General features: G+C 73.0%; 16 protein-coding genes. 6 read left to right on the top strand and 10 right to left on the bottom strand.

Going from position 1 to position 16,681, the window contains the following annotated elements; all coding sequences use genetic code 11:
• Positions 1-9: 9 nt before the first annotated feature.
• From H7X46_RS08530 to H7X46_RS08510, 5 genes are all read right to left on the bottom strand, one after another.
• Positions 10-801: an enoyl-CoA hydratase-related protein gene (locus H7X46_RS08530; protein ID WP_186358892.1), complete on the bottom strand. Its 792-nt coding sequence runs from the start codon at positions 799-801 to the stop codon at positions 10-12.
• Positions 798-1,754 carry a cyclase family protein gene (locus H7X46_RS08525; protein WP_186358891.1) on the bottom strand — a complete coding sequence of 319 codons (957 nt, stop codon included), beginning with the start codon at positions 1,752-1,754 and terminating at the stop codon, positions 798-800. Before H7X46_RS08525 ends, H7X46_RS08530 begins: the two co-directional genes overlap by 4 nt.
• On the bottom strand, positions 1,751-2,986 hold the full coding sequence (locus H7X46_RS08520; RefSeq protein WP_186358890.1) for an acyl-CoA dehydrogenase family protein: 1,236 nt from the start codon (positions 2,984-2,986) through the stop codon (positions 1,751-1,753). The genes H7X46_RS08525 and H7X46_RS08520 overlap by 4 nt, the downstream gene beginning before the upstream one ends.
• Before the next feature lie 84 nt (positions 2,987-3,070).
• Positions 3,071-3,700 carry a TetR/AcrR family transcriptional regulator gene (locus tag H7X46_RS08515; protein WP_186358889.1) on the bottom strand — a complete coding sequence of 210 codons (630 nt, stop codon included), beginning with the start codon at positions 3,698-3,700 and terminating at the stop codon, positions 3,071-3,073.
• Positions 3,701-3,831: 131 nt separating this feature from the next.
• Positions 3,832-4,875 (bottom strand): LLM class flavin-dependent oxidoreductase, encoded by a 1,044-nt coding sequence (locus H7X46_RS08510; RefSeq protein WP_186358888.1) that lies wholly within the window; start codon positions 4,873-4,875, stop codon positions 3,832-3,834.
• A gap of 202 nt (positions 4,876-5,077) precedes the next feature.
• On the opposite strand from H7X46_RS08510, the gene H7X46_RS08505 reads away from it, so the two are divergent.
• From H7X46_RS08505 to H7X46_RS08485, 5 genes are all read left to right on the top strand, one after another.
• On the top strand, positions 5,078-6,367 hold the full coding sequence (locus H7X46_RS08505) for an MFS transporter (protein ID WP_186358887.1): 1,290 nt from the start codon (positions 5,078-5,080) through the stop codon (positions 6,365-6,367).
• A 17-nt stretch (positions 6,368-6,384) separates the two neighbouring features.
• Positions 6,385-7,731 (top strand): alkyl sulfatase dimerization domain-containing protein, encoded by a 1,347-nt coding sequence (locus H7X46_RS08500; protein ID WP_186358886.1) that lies wholly within the window; start codon positions 6,385-6,387, stop codon positions 7,729-7,731.
• Positions 7,732-7,764: 33 nt separating this feature from the next.
• Positions 7,765-8,739: a phosphotriesterase gene (locus tag H7X46_RS08495; protein WP_186358885.1), complete on the top strand. Its 975-nt coding sequence runs from the start codon at positions 7,765-7,767 to the stop codon at positions 8,737-8,739.
• Positions 8,736-9,260, top strand: a complete 525-nt coding sequence (locus H7X46_RS08490; protein ID WP_186358884.1) for a nuclear transport factor 2 family protein — start codon at positions 8,736-8,738, stop codon at positions 9,258-9,260. Before H7X46_RS08495 ends, H7X46_RS08490 begins: the two co-directional genes overlap by 4 nt.
• A gap of 73 nt (positions 9,261-9,333) precedes the next feature.
• A complete protein-coding gene (locus H7X46_RS08485; protein ID WP_186358883.1) occupies positions 9,334-10,680 on the top strand; it encodes an MFS transporter in 1,347 nt (448 codons plus the stop codon).
• 46 nt (positions 10,681-10,726) lie between these two features.
• Here H7X46_RS08485 and H7X46_RS08480 read toward each other — a convergent pair whose 3' ends face one another.
• Genes H7X46_RS08480 through H7X46_RS08460 form a run of 5 tightly spaced genes read right to left on the bottom strand, consistent with a single transcriptional unit; the run spans position 10,727 to position 15,866 of the window.
• On the bottom strand, positions 10,727-11,353 hold the full coding sequence (locus tag H7X46_RS08480; RefSeq protein WP_186358882.1) for a TetR/AcrR family transcriptional regulator: 627 nt from the start codon (positions 11,351-11,353) through the stop codon (positions 10,727-10,729).
• A complete protein-coding gene (locus H7X46_RS08475; RefSeq protein ID WP_186358881.1) occupies positions 11,343-12,575 on the bottom strand; it encodes an NAD(P)/FAD-dependent oxidoreductase in 1,233 nt (410 codons plus the stop codon). The genes H7X46_RS08480 and H7X46_RS08475 overlap by 11 nt, the downstream gene beginning before the upstream one ends.
• Positions 12,572-14,305: a GMC family oxidoreductase gene (locus tag H7X46_RS08470; protein WP_186358880.1), complete on the bottom strand. Its 1,734-nt coding sequence runs from the start codon at positions 14,303-14,305 to the stop codon at positions 12,572-12,574. Before H7X46_RS08470 ends, H7X46_RS08475 begins: the two co-directional genes overlap by 4 nt.
• Positions 14,302-14,502, bottom strand: coding sequence for a ferredoxin (locus H7X46_RS08465; RefSeq protein ID WP_186358879.1), 201 nt, complete (start codon positions 14,500-14,502; stop codon positions 14,302-14,304). Before H7X46_RS08465 ends, H7X46_RS08470 begins: the two co-directional genes overlap by 4 nt.
• Before the next feature lie 29 nt (positions 14,503-14,531).
• Positions 14,532-15,866 carry a cytochrome P450 gene (locus H7X46_RS08460; protein WP_186358878.1) on the bottom strand — a complete coding sequence of 445 codons (1,335 nt, stop codon included), beginning with the start codon at positions 15,864-15,866 and terminating at the stop codon, positions 14,532-14,534.
• Between the two features lie 161 nt (positions 15,867-16,027).
• On the opposite strand from H7X46_RS08460, the gene H7X46_RS08455 reads away from it, so the two are divergent.
• Positions 16,028-16,621 (top strand): TetR/AcrR family transcriptional regulator, encoded by a 594-nt coding sequence (locus H7X46_RS08455; protein ID WP_186358877.1) that lies wholly within the window; start codon positions 16,028-16,030, stop codon positions 16,619-16,621.
• Positions 16,622-16,681: the final 60 nt, after the last annotated feature.

Raw genomic sequence — 16,681 nt, 5'->3', positions numbered from 1 at the left:
CTTCCGGGCTCAGTGGCCGTCGAACGTGGGGGTCCGCTTCTCCCGCCAGGCGGCGATCGCCTCGCGGTGGTCGTCGGTGGTGGAGGCGACCGCGGCGCCGAGGGACTCCAGGTCCCACACCGCGGCCAGGTCGCAGTCGGCCGCGCGCTGCACGATCCGCTTGGTGATGCCCTGCGCCGCCGTCGGCCCGGACGCGATGCGGCCGGCGTAGTCGCGCAGGCGGTCGTCGAACTCGTCGTCGGGCCAGACCTCCTGGGCGATGCCGAGGTCGCGCGCCTCGGCGGCGCCCACCGGCCGGCCGGTGAGGGCGAGCTCCTTGGTCCGGCGCTCCCCGATCTGGCGGGTGAGGAACCAGGTCGCGGCGGTGTCGGGGGCCAGCCCGCGGGAGATGAACGCGAGCCGGAAGTCGGCCGACCCGGCGGCGACGATGAGGTCGCAGGCCAGCGCGAGCGAGAAGCCCGCGCCCGCGGCGTGCCCCTCGACGGCCGCGATCACCGGCTTCGGGATCTCGACCAGGCTGTCGATCAAGCGCCGGCCACCGAGCAGCCGCAGCGCACCGCCGACGGCCGTCCGGGTGCCCATCCGGCGGATGTCCCCACCCGAGCAGAACGTGCGGTCGGCCCCGCGGAGCACGATCGCGCGCACGCCCGGCTCGGCCTGGGCGTCGTCCAGGGCCGCGACGAGCTCGTGCTTGGTGGCGTCGTCGAGCGCGTTGCGCACCTCGGGGCGGTTCAGCGTCAGGGTCAGCACGCCGCCGTCCAGCGAGGACAGCAGCGGGCGGGTCCCGGCGGGCGCGCTCACCGGATCGCCAGCGCGTTCGCGGTGGAACCGAGCCCGCCGACGATCGTCAGCGGCGCGGCGGTGAACGCGAAGGTCCACCGGCCGTCGGCCGCGCAGCGCTCCGCGAGGTGGTCGAGGTCGAACAGTTCCCCGAGCGGCATTCCGAGACTCATCAGGACCCTCCTGTGCAGGCTTCCCACGGCGGGGTCGCCGGGTGTCTGTTCCACGGCCGGGTTGTCGGTGACGACGGCGGCGACCCGCGCGTCCCACAGCAGGCGGGCGGTGTCCTCGGTGGCCGCCAGGCCGAGCGAGGCCACGCGGGCGCCGTCGGCGGCGAGCCGCTCCCGGACCCGGGACCCGGCGGCCCGGTACGTCGCGAGCCAGCCGGTGCGCACGCAGAGCACGTCCCCGGCCCGGAGGTGCACGCCCTGGGCGCGCGCGACCGCCCGCAGCTCCTCCGGCGTGATCGTGCCCTCCACCAGCGGATCGGGTGCCTCGGCACCGCGGTGGTGGGCGACGTCGAGGAGCACCCCGCGGGAGACGATCCCGCGCCGCGCCCAGTGGTGGATACCGAGCCGCGGCCTGCCCGGGCCGGGCGGTGCGGTCACGCCGCCGTAGGCACCGGCCCGGCAGCGGTGGTGGCCGAACCCGTCCCACTGGGAGGCGGCCTGCGGGAAGAAGTCGTCGAGCCGGTCGTCGACCACCGGGCCGGATTCGGTGACGACGTGCCGGGCGGCCCGCCTGCCGTACAGCGGCGGGTCGATCACGTCGGAGTCCAGGGCCAGCCCGATCGACTCTCCGGTCTGCGCCGCGTCGAGACCCGCCCGGACGACGGCCGGCGTGAGCAGGTTCAGCGTGCCGAGCTCGTCGTCGGGGCCGAACAACCCCCATGCGTGGCGGGTCCCGCTCTCCGGGAGGACCGGCAGCTCGTCGAACGCCGGCAGCGTGCCGACGGCCCGGGCCGGGGCGGTCACAGGGCGACGTCCCCGTCGAGCAGTCGCCGGGCGATCGTCCGGCGCTGGATCTCCGAGGTCCCGTCCGGGATGCGCAGGGTGCGGGCGAACCGCAGGCCCTCCTCCAGCCGCATCTCGTTGGTCAGGCCCATCGCCCCGTGCACCTGCATCGACCGGTCCATCACCCGGCCGAGCATCTCGGTCGCCGCCGCCTTGGTGATCGACGTTTCCTTGATCGCCTTCTCGCCCGTGGTGACCAGCCATGCGGTCCGTGCGACCAGGGACTTCACGGCGTAGATGTCCATCGCCATCTCCGCGAGGTGGTGCTGGACGGCACCGTGGTCCCCGATCACCGTCCCGAACGCCTTGCGGGTGTTCGCGTACTCGACGGCCCGCTCCAGCGCCCACCGTGCGAGGCCGACGCACATCGAGGACATGCTCAGCCGACCCTTGCTGATCCCGCCCATCGCCAGGCGCAGGCCCCGGCCGACCTCGCCGAGCACGTGGTCGTCGGGAACCTCGACGCCGGTCAGCGAGACCGTGGAGATGTGCGAGCCGAGGTGGCCCATCACCGGGATCTGCGAGGTCACCTCGAACCCGGCGGTGGCCGTGTCGACCAGGAAGCCGGTGATCCCGCCTCCGCGGCCCGCGGCCTGCGCCTGCGGGTCGGTCACGGCGAACACGAACGCCAGGTCGGCGTACGCGGCGTTGGTGATCCACTGCTTCTCGCCGGTGAGCCGCCAGCCGTTCGCCGTGCGCTCGGCGCGAGTGCTGATGCCGGTCGCGTCCGACCCCGCACCGGGCTCGGACAGCGCGAAGCACAGCGTGGCCTCGCCGGAGGCGATCCGGTCGCGGTGCTTCTCCAGCACCTCGGGGCGCAGGTGGGTGAGCAGCGGGCTCAGACCGTTGGTGAACACCGACGGGACGACGACCTCGTGCAGCAGCGGCCGCCGCGGCCCGGTGTGCCGGTTCAGCGTCTCCTGGACGTGCACGAGCGCGATCTCGTCGAGCCCGCCACCGCCGAGCTCCTCGGGGGCGAACAGGGTGTAGAAGCCCGCCTCGGCCGAGGCCATCCGGACCTGGCGCCGCAGGTCGACGACCTCGGGGACCAGCCGGCCGTCCGGGGTGTAGAGGGTGCGCTCGGAGTCGAGCAGGTGCCGGTTGCGCTCCTCGAGCGGCGCCACGAAGCGGTCGACGAAGGTCAGCAGGCCGTCGGCGACGTCCTGGACGTCCTGCGGGACGGCGAAGTCCATGCGGGATCTCCTCCCTGAGGCACGCCACGGGGACACCACCGGGCGTGCGGTGCGTGCGAAGAAGTGTGCGGAACGGGTGCGGCGTCAGCCGCGGGAACGCAGGCCGATGCCGTTGGTCCACATGCGGGTGAGCGTCGCGACGGCCTCGTCCTCGTCGTACGGCTCGCCGAGGGTGAGCGTCGTGTACGCGAAGTTGGACAGCATCGACGTGATGGCCTCGGCAGCGACCTTCGGCACGAGGGTCTCGTCCGCGATGCCCTCGGACTGCATCCGGCGGATGCCGCGCTCGATGCGGTCCCGGAAGGCACGCCGCACCTCGAGGCGGGCCCGCCGGAAGTCCTCGTCGAGCACCGCGACCTGCTGGATGACGCCGGACAGCCGGGCCGTCTTCTGGTAGGTCCGCAGGTACTCGCGGATGGTGTAGGCGATCCGCTCGGCCGGGTCGGCGGAGAAGTCCTCCGGCACCTTCGTCGCCTCGAACTGGCCCTCGGCGACATCCGCGATGATCTCGCGGAACACCTCGTCCTTGGTCTGGAAGTAGGTGTAGAAGGTGCCGTGCGACATCTCGGCGGCCGCGGCGATGTCGGCGATCCGGGTGTCGAGGAAGCCCTTCTCCTCGAACACCTTCCGGGCCGAGCGGACGATGAGTTCGCGGGTGCGCCGGCCCCGGTGGGTCTTGGGCTCGGGGACCGGTTCGGCGGCAGGGGCGACCACGGCGGGTCGCCCTCCCCTACGTGCCACGCGCCCCCCAGTTCCTCGTCGCCGAGCGTCACGGACCGGCGTCGGCCAGTCATACCACAGGCCCGCCTCCGGCCCGGCTCTCCCGGAGGGGACCGCTCCCGCACTCACAGCTGCGGCCGCACCTTCTCGGCGAACAGGCGCATCCCGTTGAGCACCTGCTCCTGCGGCTGGCTGCCGGCGTCGAACCAGCTGAGCAGGCCGCCGATCCCGGTGTGGCCGTGGTAGTCGGCGAGCTCCTCGGCGACCCGCTCCGGCGAGCCCAGGATGATCGCCTTCTTGTCGATGTACTCGCGGTAGGTGAGCTGCTCGATCCCGAGGCCGACCTTGGCCCGGTTGCCGACGATGTCCATGTACCACATGTAGCCCTGCTCGTACTCGCGCTCGGCCTGCTCGGTGGAGTCGGCGACGTGCACGGCCTTGAGCTGGGACGCACGGGCGATGTTCGCGTCGATGGTGTCGAAGGAGTGCCCGGCGTCGCGGGCCTCCTCCCGGTAGACGTCGATGAGGTGCCGGACCTCGTCGCGGCCCGGCAGCTGGCCGAGCACGAAGGAGAACCCACGGCGCGCGGCCGCCCGCAGCGACGCCTCGGTCCGCGACACCATGACGAACACCGGCGGGTGCGGGTCCTGGTAGACCTTCGGGAACAGCTCGACGGACTCGACGACGTCGCCCCGGCCGGGGACCTGGTAGTGCCGTCCGTGGTGGGTGACGCGCCCGGTCGTCCAGGCCTGCATGACGATCTCGAAGATCTCCTCGTAGCGCTCGTCGCGCTCGTCCATCGGGATGCCGTAGGCCTGGAACTCCAGCGGGTCGTAGGCCTTGCCGATGCCCCAGTTGATCCGGCCCCGGCTGAGCTGGTCGAGGTAGGCGAAGTCCTCGGCGAGCCGAAGCGGGTGGTGCATCGGCAGCCGGGTCACCCCGGACCCCAGCCGGATCCGCGACGTCGTGGAGGCGGCCGCCGCGAGCATGAGCTGGGCAGAGGCGATGATCCCGTAGTTGCGTCCGTTGTGCTCGGCGACCCAGGCCTCCTCGAAGCCCAGCTCGTCGGCGTACCGGATCTGCTCGATTCCCTTGTGGATCGCCTCGGTGTCCGAGCTCCACTCGGGCACGTTGGTCAGCAGGAAGATTCCGAAGTGTGGTGCGGACATCGCTCGCTCCCGGTGTCGGCGGTGACGGGGACGTGACGGTGCCGGCGGCGATGCGCCCGGCCGGCTGTGGACACAGAGAACCTTGACTTGATATCAAAGTCAAGTCAGTGTTCCCGTTCACAACGGGCGCCACCGCGGTTCCGCGGCGCCCCGGACACGGCATTCCTGCCCCTGGCACCCGCTCCAACGGAGGAGACCCGCCATGGCCCGGCTCCAGCCCCGGCGCGCCGCTGCGGCGAGCGTCATCGGAACGACGATCGAGTACTACGACTTCTTCATCTACGCGACGGCGGCCGCCATCGTGTTCAAGAAGGTGTTCTTCCCCGCGCTCGGCGGCCTCGCCGGGACCCTCGTCGCCCTGTCGACCTTCGCGGTCGGCTTCGTGGTCCGCCCGCTCGGCGGCGTGGTGTTCGGACACCTCGGGGACCGGATGGGCCGCAAACCCGTGCTGGTCCTCACCCTGGTGCTGATGGGGGGCGCCACGCTGCTCATCGGTTTGCTGCCCGACTACACCGCGATCGGGGTGGCGGCGCCGGTGCTGCTGATCCTGCTCCGCGTCGTCCAGGGCTTCGCCATGGGCGGCGAGCTGGGCGGTGCGGTGCTCATGACGATGGAACACGCCCCCGAGCAGCGCCGCGGGTTCTTCGGCAGCTTCGTGCAGGTCGGCGGCCCGCTCGGTCTGGTGCTCGCCACCGCCGCCTTCCTGCCGGTCGCGGCCCTGCCCGAGGAGGCGTTCCTGGCGTGGGGCTGGCGGATCCCGTTCCTGGTGTCCGTCGTGCTGATCGTGACCGGGTACGCGCTGCGCCGCTCGGTGGACGAGAGCCCGGCCTTCGAACAGGAGGTCCGCGGGCGCGCCGACCGGTCCCCCGCGCTGACGATCCTGCGCCGGCATCCGGTGGAGACCCTGCTCGTGGCCGGATCGACGATCAGCGGCGGCGTCGCGTTCTACATGATGTCGGTGTTCGGGCTGTCCTACGGCACCGCGCAGCTCGGGCTGCCGCGGTCGACCATGCTCGTGGTGGTGATGACCGCGATGATCGCCTGCTGCGTGCTGGTGGTGATCACCGGGAGCCTGTCCGACCGCACCGGGCGGCCGGTGATGATGGTGATCGCATCCGTCGGCAAGATCGCGCTCTCGCTGCCGTTCCTGTGGTTCCTGCAGACCGGCGAGCCGGGGTGGATGCTCCTCGGCTACCTCCTGCTCACCGCCACGCACTCGGCGGGGCAGGGCGTGTCCGGGGTGTTCTTCGCCGAGACGTTCCCGGCCGCCGTCCGGTACTCCGGGCTGTCCATCGGCTACACCGTCGGGATGATCGCCGGCAGTGCGGTCGCGCCGATGATCGCCGCCGCGCTCGAGGCCTCGGCCGGCCTGCCGGCCGTCGGCGTCTACATGGTCGCCACCGGGGTGCTGACCCTCGGCTGCGTGCTCGGCCTGATCCGGATCGGGCGTCGCAACCGGGATCGGGTGTCCCTCGCACCCGCCACCACCTGACCACCGGGAGGACACCGATGACCACCACCCCGACCTCGCAGACCTCGGTCCGGGAGCTCGCCGAGCAGTGCTGGCAGGGAACGGCCGACCTCGAGCGTGACCTCCACCCGGTGCACACCCGGTTCGCCGACGCCGAGGAGATCGACGACGGACTGCTGCTGTTCACCGGCACGGCCAGCGCGAACGCCCTGGATACCGGGGACGGCCTCGTCCTGCTCGACACCGGCGGCGCCCCGGAGGCCGACGACCTGTTCGCCCAGGTACGACGCTGGCGCTCGGCACCGCTGGCCGCCGCCGTCTTCTCCCACCACCACATCGACCACGTCGGCGGGACCGGCCCGTTCGAACGCGAGGCCGAGGAACGCGGCGTCGCCGGCCCGGTCGTCTACGGCCACGCGGTGATGGCCGAGCACTTCGACCGCTACCTGCGGACCCTGGACCTCAACGCCCGCCTCAACCGGCGCCAGTTCGGGTTCGCCCGCAACTTCACGTGGCCGCAGAGCTTCCGCTACCCGGATCACACCTACACCGACCGGTTCACGTTCCGCCGCGGTGAGCTCACCTTCGAGCTGCACCACGCGCGGGGCGAGACCGAGGACCACACCTGGACCTGGATCCCGGAGCGCCGCATCCTGCACCCGGGCGACCTCTTCATCTGGGGCGTGCCGAACGCCGGCAACCCGCAGAAGGTGCAGCGCTACGCCGGTGAGTGGGCCGCGGCGCTGCGCGAGATGGCGGCACTCGGCGCCGAGCTGCTCCTGGCCGGGCACGGGCTGCCGATCTTCGGCGCGGACCGGATCCGGCAGGCGCTCACCGACACCGCCGACCTCCTCGACAGCCTCGTGCAGCAGACCCTCGACCTGATGAACCAGGGGCTGCCGCTCGACACGGTGATCCACGAGGTCACCCCGCCCGCCCACCTCCTCGAACGCCCCTATCTCCGGCCCGTCTACGACCACCCGCAGTTCCTCGTCCGCAACATATGGCGCCGCTTCGGCGGGTGGTACGACGGCGAGCCGGACAACCTGCTCCCCGCCCCGCGCGCACAGCAGGCACGGGAGTGGGTGGCCCTGGCCGGCGGGGTCACCGCCGTCCTGGAGCGGGCGCGCGCCCTCGCCGACGCCGGCGAGCTGGCGCTGGCCTGCCATCTCGTCGAGCACGCCGTCGTCGCGTCCGGCGGTGCCCCGGAGGCCCACCGCCTGCGGGCCGAGGTCTACGCGGCGCGGGCGGCCGAGCAGACGTCGTCGATGGCACGCAACATCCTCGACCACGCCGCGGTGTCGAGCAGCCGCGGTGTGCGCGACCTCGCGAGCTCGCCGGACGAGGTCCCGGTCTCGTGGGAGGAGGCCCGCAGGACCTCCTGACGCCCCCCGAACCACGGATCACCTGGAGCGCACATGGAAACCGCCGTACCCACCGTCACCGGCCCGGTCGCCCCCGACCGGCTCGGCCGCACGCTCATGCACGAGCACGTGTTCGTGCTCAACGCCGAGCTGGAACGCAACGACCCGTCGTCGTTCGACGCCGCCGCCCGCATCCCGGACGCCGTCGCCAAGCTCACCGAGCTCCGCGAGGCCGGGTTCGCCACGATCGTCGACCTCACCGTGTTCGGCCTCGGCCGCGATGTCGCCCGGGTCGCCGAGGTCGCCGCGGGGGCCGGGATCAACGTCGTCGCCGCCACCGGCTGGTACACGTTCACCGACCTGCCGAACTGGGTCGCCTTCCGCGGGCCCGGCACCATGCAGGGCGGCGACGACCCGCTGGAGACGCACTTCGTCCGCGACATCGAGCACGGCATCGGCGAGACCGGCATCCGGGCCGGCGTCCTGAAGTGCGCCACCGACAAGCCCGGCGTCACCCCGGGGGTCGAGCGGGTGCTCCGCGCCGTCGCCGCGGCGCACCGGCGGACGGGCGTCCCGATCTCCACCCACGCCGACGCCGCCACCCGGCGCGGGCTGGAACAGCAGAAGATCTTCGCCGAGGAGGGGGTCGACCTCTCCCGGGTCGTGATCGGGCACAGCGGTGACAGCACCGACCTCGACTACCTGCGCGCGCTCGCCGACCAGGGGTCGACGCTCGGCATGGACCGGTTCGGCCTGGAGTCGCTCGGTGGCTTCACCGACCGGGTCGAGACCGTGGCCCGGATGTGCGAGCTCGGCTACGCCGACCGCATGGTGCTCTCGCACGACGCGTCGTGCTTCAGCCACAACTTCGACCCCGACTTCAAGGCCCGCCGGCTCCCGGACTGGCGCTACACGCACATCCCGCAGGACGTGCTGCCGGCGCTGCGCGAGCGCGGGGTGACCGACGCCCAGCTGACCGCGATGCTCGTGGACACCCCGCGTCGCATCCTCGCCGGGCGGCCCTCGTGACCGCGCCCGGCGCCGTCGACGCACCCGGGACCGTCGCCGACCGCATCGCGATCACCGACGTCCTGCTGTGCTACGCCCACGCGGTCGACCGGCAGGACCTCGATCTCGCCCGGTCCTGTTACCACCCCGACGCCGTCGACGACCACGGTCGCTACTCCGGCGGGGTCGACGGGCTCATCGAGTTCTTCGCCGCGCTCGGCTCGACGTTGCGCCGCACGTTCCACCAGATGGGTCCACCGTGGATCCGGTTCACCGGGCCCGGCACCGCGCTGGCCGAGACCTACTGCCTCTACCGGCGCGAGACCCACGACAGCGCGCCGGAGGACGCGGTCCTGCAGGGCCTGCGCTACCTCGACCGGCTCGAGCGGAGGGACGGCCGATGGGCGATCGCCGAGCGCACCGTCGTCCTGGACTGGGAGCAGTCCGGGGCGCGTGCCCCCGCGGTTCCCGCCGGCCCCACCTGGAAGCGGGGCGCGCTCGGTGACGCCGATCCGTCGGCGCCCTTCCTCCGCTCCGGCTGACCCGCACCACCGTCCCGCACGACCGGTCCCCTCCGGGGCGACCGGTACCGTCACTCTCCCCCAGGAGCTCGTCATGTCCGTCCTCCAGCCGCGGCGTGCCGCCGCGGCGTCGCTCATCGGTACCACGATCGAGTACTACGACTTCTTCATCTACGCCACGGCCGCCGCCCTGGTCTTCAACAAGGTCTTCTTCCCCTCGTTCGACGGCCTCGCCGGGACGTTGATCTCGCTGTCCACGTTCGCGATCGCGTTCGTCGTCCGGCCGATCGGCGGGATCGTGATCGGGCATCTCGGCGACAAGCTGGGCCGGCGGCCGATGCTGGTCTTCACCCTCGTCTCGATGGGTGCGGCCACGCTGCTGATCGGCCTGCTTCCCGGGTACGCCTCGATCGGGATCGCCGCACCGATCCTGCTCGTGCTGCTGCGGATCGTGCAGGGCTTCGCGCTCGGCGGCGAGTTCGGCGGCGCCGTCGTCCTGACGATGGAGCACAGCGACGCGCGCCGGCGCGGCTTCTTCGGCAGCTGGGTGCAGACCGGGGGCCCGCTCGGGCTGGTGCTGGCGAACCTCGTCTTCCTGCCGATCGCGACGCTCCCGCAGGAGGAGTTCCTGACCTGGGGGTGGCGGATCCCGTTCCTGCTCAGCGTCGTGCTGATCGTCGTCGGCTACGTGCTGCGCCGCACGATCCACGAGAGCCCGGCCTTCACCGAGGTCAAGCGCACCGGCGCGGTCGACCGCGCACCGCTGCTGACCGTCCTGCGCCAGTACCCCGCCCGGACCCTGCTGGTGGCCGGCGCCACGCTCGGCGGGGGCGTCACCTTCTACATGATGGCCGTGTTCGGCCTGTCCTACAGCACGTCCACCCTGCAGATGCCACGGAGCACGATCCTGCTGATCGTGCTCGTGACGATGGTCGTCGACTGCCTGATGATCATCGGGTTCGGGCGGCTGTCCGACCGGGTCGGCCGCGGCCCGGTGTACGCCGGTGGTGTCGCCGGGATGCTCGTGCTCGCGTTCCCGTGGCTGTGGCTGCTCGGGACCGGCGAGCCGTGGATCGTCCTGCTCGGATACCTGATGATGGCCGTCCCGCACGCCGCGACCCAGGGTGTCGCCGGCGTGTACCTGGCGGAGGTGTACGGGGCGACCGTCCGGTACTCGGGGCTGTCGCTGGGCTACACGATCGGGATGATCGCGGGGAGCGCCGTCGCGCCGATGATCGCCGCGAGCCTGGTGGCCGCGGCGGGCATCGCGGCTCTGGGTGTCTACATGATCGCGATGGGGGTGCTCTCCCTGGTGTCGGCGCTCGTCCTCAACCGGGGTGCGCGGCGCGGACGCCGGACGGCCGGCCCGGCGGAGGGTGACCCGGCCGGTCCGGGCGGCACCGGCGGGAGCACCGGGTCCCCGGAGCCGGCCCGGTCCTGACCGGGCACGGCCCGGCCCACCGGTGGTCGCACCGGGCGCCGCCCCGTCACGGCGGCGTCGCCCGGTGCGGCGCGGCCTGCCCGACCATCGTCTCGAAGTCGGCGAGCATGTCCCCGACGACCTCACCGGTCCGGCGGCCGTGCACGAGCTGGCAGCCCACGACCAGCGCGTGACCGAGGGTGGCCAGCCGCCGGGCGGTCGCCGCGTCGGCGCACACGTCGAGCAGGAGCCCGTGCAGCGCGTGGAACCACCCGGAGTCGACGCGCTGCGCGGCGGCGGCCACCTCCGGGCGGGCGACCGCCCAGACCCGGACGGCCGCGTCGACGCTGTGCGGCAGCGCGAGCACGGCGGCGCGGTACCGGGCCAGGCCGGCCTGCGGGGGTCCGCCGGGGGTCCCCGTGACCGCACGCTGGTGGTCGAGATGGCGACGCTCCCAGTGCTGCACGAGCCGTTCCCGGTAGCAGTCCCACCCGGAGAAGTGGTGGTAGAACGAGCCGCTCGTGGTCCCCAGCCGCCGGCACAGCGCCGTGATCGTCGTGCCGGCCGGCCCGTGCTCGGCGAGCAGGTCGAGCCCCGCGTCGAGGTACTGCCGCGGGGTGGCGGGGAGCCGCCCGGCCCGGCCCGAGATCGCCGGGCCGCGGCCGGCCCCGCCCGGTCCCCCGTCAGGACGCACCCGCGAACTCCAGGGCCTCGTCCCAGGTCGCGCTGCGGGCGATGAGCTTGCGGTACTTCATCACCTGCGACGGCCGGTCGATGCAGAGGCAGCCGGTGATCCGGTCACCCCGCCGGTAGAGGGCCAGGAACCGGTCGTCGCCCAGCTCCTCGGACACCACCCGGATCTCGTCGGCCCGCGGGACCCCGACGAACTGGATGCGGCTGCCGTACCAGTCCGACCAGAAGTACGGGACCCCGGTCACGGCCGCCGCCGCGTCCGGCGCGAGCGCGTTGCGGGCGGCCAGGGTGCCCTGCTCCTGGGCGTTGGTCCAGTGCTCCAGGCGCAGCACGTCGTCGTCGAACAGCGGGTGCGGGAAGTGCGCGACGTCCCCGGCCGCGTAGACGCCCGGGACGCCGGTGGACAGGGTGGCGTCGCAGACCACCCCGCCGTCCCGCTCGTGCAGGCGGACCCCGGTCCCCGCCAGCCAGCCCGTGTTCGGGGCGACGCCGGTCCCGACCACGACCAGATCGGCCGGGACGACGTCGCCGTCGTCGAGCCGGACACCGGTCACCCGGCCGCCGTCCTGCTCCAGCCCGCTCACCCGGACCCCGCACCGCAGGTCGGCCCCGTTCCGGCGGTGCAGCTCGGCACAGGCGCGTCCGACGTCCTCCCCCACCGACCGCACCAGCGGGACCGGCAGCGCCTCCAGCACCGTCACCGGCAGGCCCCGCTTCCGGGCCCCCGAGGCCACCTCGGACCCGATGAACCCGGCGCCGACGACGACGGTGCGCGCGCCCGCGTCCAGCGCGGCCCGGACCGCGCGGGCGTCGTCGAGGGTGCGCAACGTGTGCACGCCGGTGACCCCGTCGGCGTCCGGCAGGGTGCGGGCGGTGGCACCGGTCGCGATCACCAGCCGGGTGTAGTCCAGTTCGGACTCGCCGTCCGGTCCCTGCAGCGCGACCACCCCGCGGCGCTCGTCCAGCCCGGTGGCCCGGGTGCCGCACCGCAGGTCGATCCCCAGCTCGTCGCGGAGCTCGGCCTCGGACCGGAAGACCGGGTCGGCCGGCTCGTCGCCGGGCTCCAGATGCTCCTTCGACAGCGGGGGGCGGTCGTAGGGCAGGTGGGGCTCGGCCCCGACCAGGGTCAACGGCCCGTCGAAGCCCTGCCGGCGTGCGGCCTGTGCCGCGCGCAGCCCGGCCAGCGAGGCCCCCACGACGACGAAGCGATCCGCCGCGCTCATGACGCGACCGCCCGGGCGGGGACGGACGGGACCGGCACGGTGATGGCGGCCGGGGCACCGTCCGGGACCGCCGGGTGCCGCGGCGGCACCGGCGGAACGCGGCGGTAGGGCGCACCGGGCGCGGGGCGCGGGTCGGGCTCGCCCCGGTTCGGCCACATCGCCAGCGCCCGTTCGGCCTGCGCGGTGATGGTCAGCGACGGGTTGACACCGAGGTTCGCCGAGATCGCCGAGCCGTCGACGACGTGCAGGCCGGGATGCCCGAACACCCGGTGGTACGGGTCGACGACGCCCTGCCCGGGGTCGGCGCCGATGGCGCAACCGCCGATGAAGTGGGCGGTCATCGGGACGTTGAGGATCTCCCCGATCGAGCCGCCCGCGATGCCACCGATCCTCGCGGCGACCCGGCGGGCCGCCTCGTTGCCCGCCCGGATCCAGGTCGGGTTCGGCTCGCCGTGCCCGCGCCCGGAGGTCAGGCGGAACCGCCCGAACCGCCTGCGCCCGGACACCGTGATCGAGTTGTCCAGGCTCTGCATCACCAGCAGGATGATCGACCGCTCGGACCAGCGGCGGACCGAGAGCCAGCCGAGGTTGCGGGGCCGGCGGATCATCGTCGCGAGCCAGGTCGTCCAGCGCGGGCGGGGCCCGCCGCCGTCGGTCAGCGCGGTGAGCAGCATCCCCATCAGGTTGCTGCCGCGCCCGTACCGGACCGGCTCGACGTGGGTGTGGTCGTCCGGGTGGAACGACGAGGTGATGGCGACGCCGTCGGTGTAGTCGACCTCGGGGTCGGGCCCCTTCGCGCAGAGGATCGACTCCGAGTTCGTGCGGGTCAGCACGCCGAGCCGCGGCGACAGGTGCGGCAGGTCACCGCTGTCGCGCATGGCGTGCAGCAGCTTCTGGGTGTTGTAGGTGCCCGCGGCGAGGACGACCTGGTCGGCGGTGACCGTCCACCGGTGGCGCGCGCGGCGCGGTGACCGTCCGGTGGCCGTCGTCTCGACGGTGTAGCCGCCACCCGGGCGCGGCCGGACGGCCTGCACCGTGGTGAGCGGGTGCACGGTCGCGCCGGCCTGCTCGGCGAGGTAGAGGTAGTTGCGGTCGAGGGTGTTCTTGGCGCCCACCCGGCACCCGGTCATGCACGATCCGCAGGCGGTGCAGGTGTGCCGCGGCGGGCCGGCACCACCGAAGTACGGGTCCGGGACCGCGGCCCCCGGGGCGTCGCCGGGGGCGCCGAACAGCACGCCGACCCGGGTGCGGTGGTACGTGTCGCCGACGCCCATCTCCTCGGCGACCGCGCGGATGACCCCGTCGGCCCGGGACTCCCGCGGGTTCTCGGTGACGCCGAGCATCCGTTCGGCCCGGTCGTAGTGCTCCGCGAGCTCGTCGCCCCAGTCGGTCAGGTGCGCCCACTGCGGGTCGGCGTAGAACGCCGCGGGCGGGCGGTACAGCGTGTTGGCGTAGTTCAGCGATCCGCCGCCGACGCCCGCCCCGGCGAGGATGACGACGTCCCGCAGCAGGTGGATCCGCTGCACGCCGAAGCAGCCGAGCCGCGGGGCCCACAGGAAGCTCCGCACGTCCCAGGACGTCCGGGGCAGCGTCTCGGCGCTGAACCGCCGGCCCGCCTCCAGCACCCCGACCCGGTAGCCCTTCTCGGTCAGCCGGAGCGCGGCCACGCTGCCGCCGAAGCCGGACCCGACCACGACGACGTCGTAGTGGGCCGGCGGTGCCGCGGTCACCGGTCGTCCTCGACGATCGAGAGCGCCTCGGTCGGGCAGGCGTCGCAGGCCGCACGGGCCACCTCGTACTGGTCCTCGGGCGGGCGGTCGTCCAGGACCCGCAGGGAGCCGTCGTCCTGGACCTCGAACAGATCGGGGGCCTCGGCCTCGCACATGCCGAGGCCGGAGCACTTGGACTCGTCGAGCACGATCCGCATGGCGGGTGTCCTCCTCGTGGTGGTGGGAGTCAGTTCGGGAACGGGCGGCAGGCCATCCGCTTGACGACGTGGAAGAAGCTGCCCGGGGACAGCTCGGGCTCCTCGGCGACGATGTCCGGGCAGCGGGTCAGCAGCTCCACGAACAACGCGCGCAGCTGGAACCGGGCGAGCTGGTTGCCGAGGCAGTGGTGGATGCCGCCGCCCCCGAACGACACGTGCGGGTTCGGGTGCCGGGACAGGTCGAGCTCGTGCGGCCGCTCGATGGCCTGCTCGTCCCGGTTGGCCGAGCTGTAGAACATGATCAGCTTGTCGCCGGCGGTGATCGGGACGCCGTCCAGCTCGGTGTCGTGGGCCGCCGTCCGGCGGAACGTCATGATCGGCGTCGCCCAGCGGACGATCTCCTCGACGGCGGTGGTGACCCGGCCCTCGAGGTCCTCGGCGAGCCAGGCCCGCTGCTCCGGATGCGTGGTGAGGGCCCGCACGCCGTGCGCCAGCGACTGCCGGGTGGTGTCGTTCCCGGCGATCGTCAGCAGCACGAAGAACGACCCGATCTCGTGGTCGGTGAGCCGCTCACCGTCCACCTCGGCCTGGGCGAGCGCGGTGAACAGGTCGTCCTGCGGGTTCTCCCGGCGCTCGGCGACGATCCGCGCGGACAGCTCGTGCATGTAGACGAGCGCCTGCAGCATCGTCCCGAGCTTCTGCTCGCGGTCGGCGCCGCTGACGTCGTCGTCGCCCCAGGACATCAGCAACGTCATCTGCTGCGACGTCTTCTCCCGCTCGCCCTCCGGGACGCCCATCATGTCGTTGAAGTTGTGCATCGGCAGCAGCGCGCCGCACTCGGCGACCCAGTCCACCCGGCCGTCGGGTGCCGACCGGGCCTTCTCCACCAGGTTGTCGACGACCCGCCGGGCGTTGCCCTTGATCCGGTCCTCGATCCGGCGCACCTGTTTCGGCGTGAACGCGGCCGAGACCAGGCGGCGCAGCTTCGTGTGCCGGGGCGGGTCCATCGCGATGATCGACTGGGCCGCCTCGAGCATCTCGACCGGCATGTTGTCGCCGACGATGCCCGGGCCGGACAGGAAGTCGGCGTTGCGCTTGGTGACCTCGGTGAGGTGCCGGTGCGTGGTGATCGCCCAGTAGCCGTGGTCGTCCTCGACCGGCAGGAGGTTGTCCTCCAGCGGGGGCTGCCAGCTGATCGGGCTGCCCGCCCGCAGCCGCGCGAAGGTCCGCTCCCGCTCGTCGGCGGTGGTGGACCAGAACTCCTTGCCGGAGATGTCGATCTCACAGTAGGGCCGGTCCGGGTTGCCGCTGGCCTGCTGCGTCAGGCCCGTTCCCTGCCCGCTGAACTTCTCGGTGTCCGTCATTCGCCGTGCCTCCTTGCTCCGAGCGCCTGACGTGGAGTGCACAGATGGTGCCAGAGATTGCAGAGCCTGCACAAGTTTTGAGTTTTGTGCAGCTGTGTCCCGCGGTACCTGCTCTGTGAGCACCTTGCGCGATCTGCCTGTCCCGTCCGAGACTGGGCGGCATGACGGCCACGTTCGGCGAGCGGGTCCGCGCCCAGCTCCGCGAGGAGCTGATCGACGCGGCGGCCGGCATGGTCGTCGACGGGGGCTGGCAGCAGCTGCGGATGCAGGCGATCGCCGAGCGGGTCGGGGTCAGCAGGCGGACCGTGTACAACGAGTTCGGCACCAAGGCTCGGCTCGCCGAGGCACTGATCATGCGCGTCACCGAGCGGTTCCTCGACGACGTGCACGCCGTCCTCGTCGCGACCCCCGACCTGACCACCAGCTGGCACGACGCCGTCCACTGCGCCCTGCGCGCCGCCGACGAGGACCCGCTGCTGGGCACGGTCCTGGCCGGCGTCGACAGCGCCGAGTTCCTCCCGCTGCTCACCAGCGAGGGCGGCGCGGTCATCGAACGCGCGACCCACCGGCTCACCCGGGCGGCCCGCGAGCGGTGGCCGGACCTGCCCGAGCGGCCGACCCGGCTCGCCGCCGAGGCCACGGTCCGGTTGACGCTCAGCCACATCGTCCGCCCGGGAGCAGGCATCGAGCGGGCGGCCACCGACATCGCCGAGCTGGCGACCGGCTACCTGAGGTCCGCCGACCCCGGGGCGTGACCCCTCCCGCCCGGCCGGCGGGGCGTGCGGCGCGGGGTTTCACCGGGCCGGACGCGGGAA

Source organism: Pseudonocardia sp. C8 (assembly GCF_014267175.1).
Classification (GTDB): Bacteria; Actinomycetota; Actinomycetes; order Mycobacteriales; family Pseudonocardiaceae; genus Pseudonocardia.
The sequence above is the reverse complement of the archived record's forward strand: the minus strand, read 5'-3'. Positions and strand labels throughout refer to the sequence as shown.

Excerpts from the sequence above, each read along its gene's own strand:
- H7X46_RS08520 (WP_186358890.1), bottom strand. The coding sequence starts at position 2,986 with ATGGACTTCGCCGTCCCGCAGGACGTCCAGGACGTCGCCGACGGCCTG.
- H7X46_RS08510 (WP_186358888.1), bottom strand. The coding sequence starts at position 4,875 with ATGTCCGCACCACACTTCGGAATCTTCCTGCTGACCAACGTGCCCGAG.
- H7X46_RS08505 (WP_186358887.1), top strand. The coding sequence starts at position 5,078 with ATGGCCCGGCTCCAGCCCCGGCGCGCCGCTGCGGCGAGCGTCATCGGA.
- H7X46_RS08500 (WP_186358886.1), top strand. The coding sequence starts at position 6,385 with ATGACCACCACCCCGACCTCGCAGACCTCGGTCCGGGAGCTCGCCGAG.
- H7X46_RS08495 (WP_186358885.1), top strand. The coding sequence starts at position 7,765 with ATGGAAACCGCCGTACCCACCGTCACCGGCCCGGTCGCCCCCGACCGG.
- H7X46_RS08485 (WP_186358883.1), top strand. The coding sequence starts at position 9,334 with ATGTCCGTCCTCCAGCCGCGGCGTGCCGCCGCGGCGTCGCTCATCGGT.
- H7X46_RS08475 (WP_186358881.1), bottom strand. The coding sequence starts at position 12,575 with ATGAGCGCGGCGGATCGCTTCGTCGTCGTGGGGGCCTCGCTGGCCGGG.
- H7X46_RS08465 (WP_186358879.1), bottom strand. The coding sequence starts at position 14,502 with ATGCGGATCGTGCTCGACGAGTCCAAGTGCTCCGGCCTCGGCATGTGC.
- H7X46_RS08460 (WP_186358878.1), bottom strand. The coding sequence starts at position 15,866 with ATGACGGACACCGAGAAGTTCAGCGGGCAGGGAACGGGCCTGACGCAG.
- H7X46_RS08455 (WP_186358877.1), top strand. The coding sequence starts at position 16,028 with ATGACGGCCACGTTCGGCGAGCGGGTCCGCGCCCAGCTCCGCGAGGAG.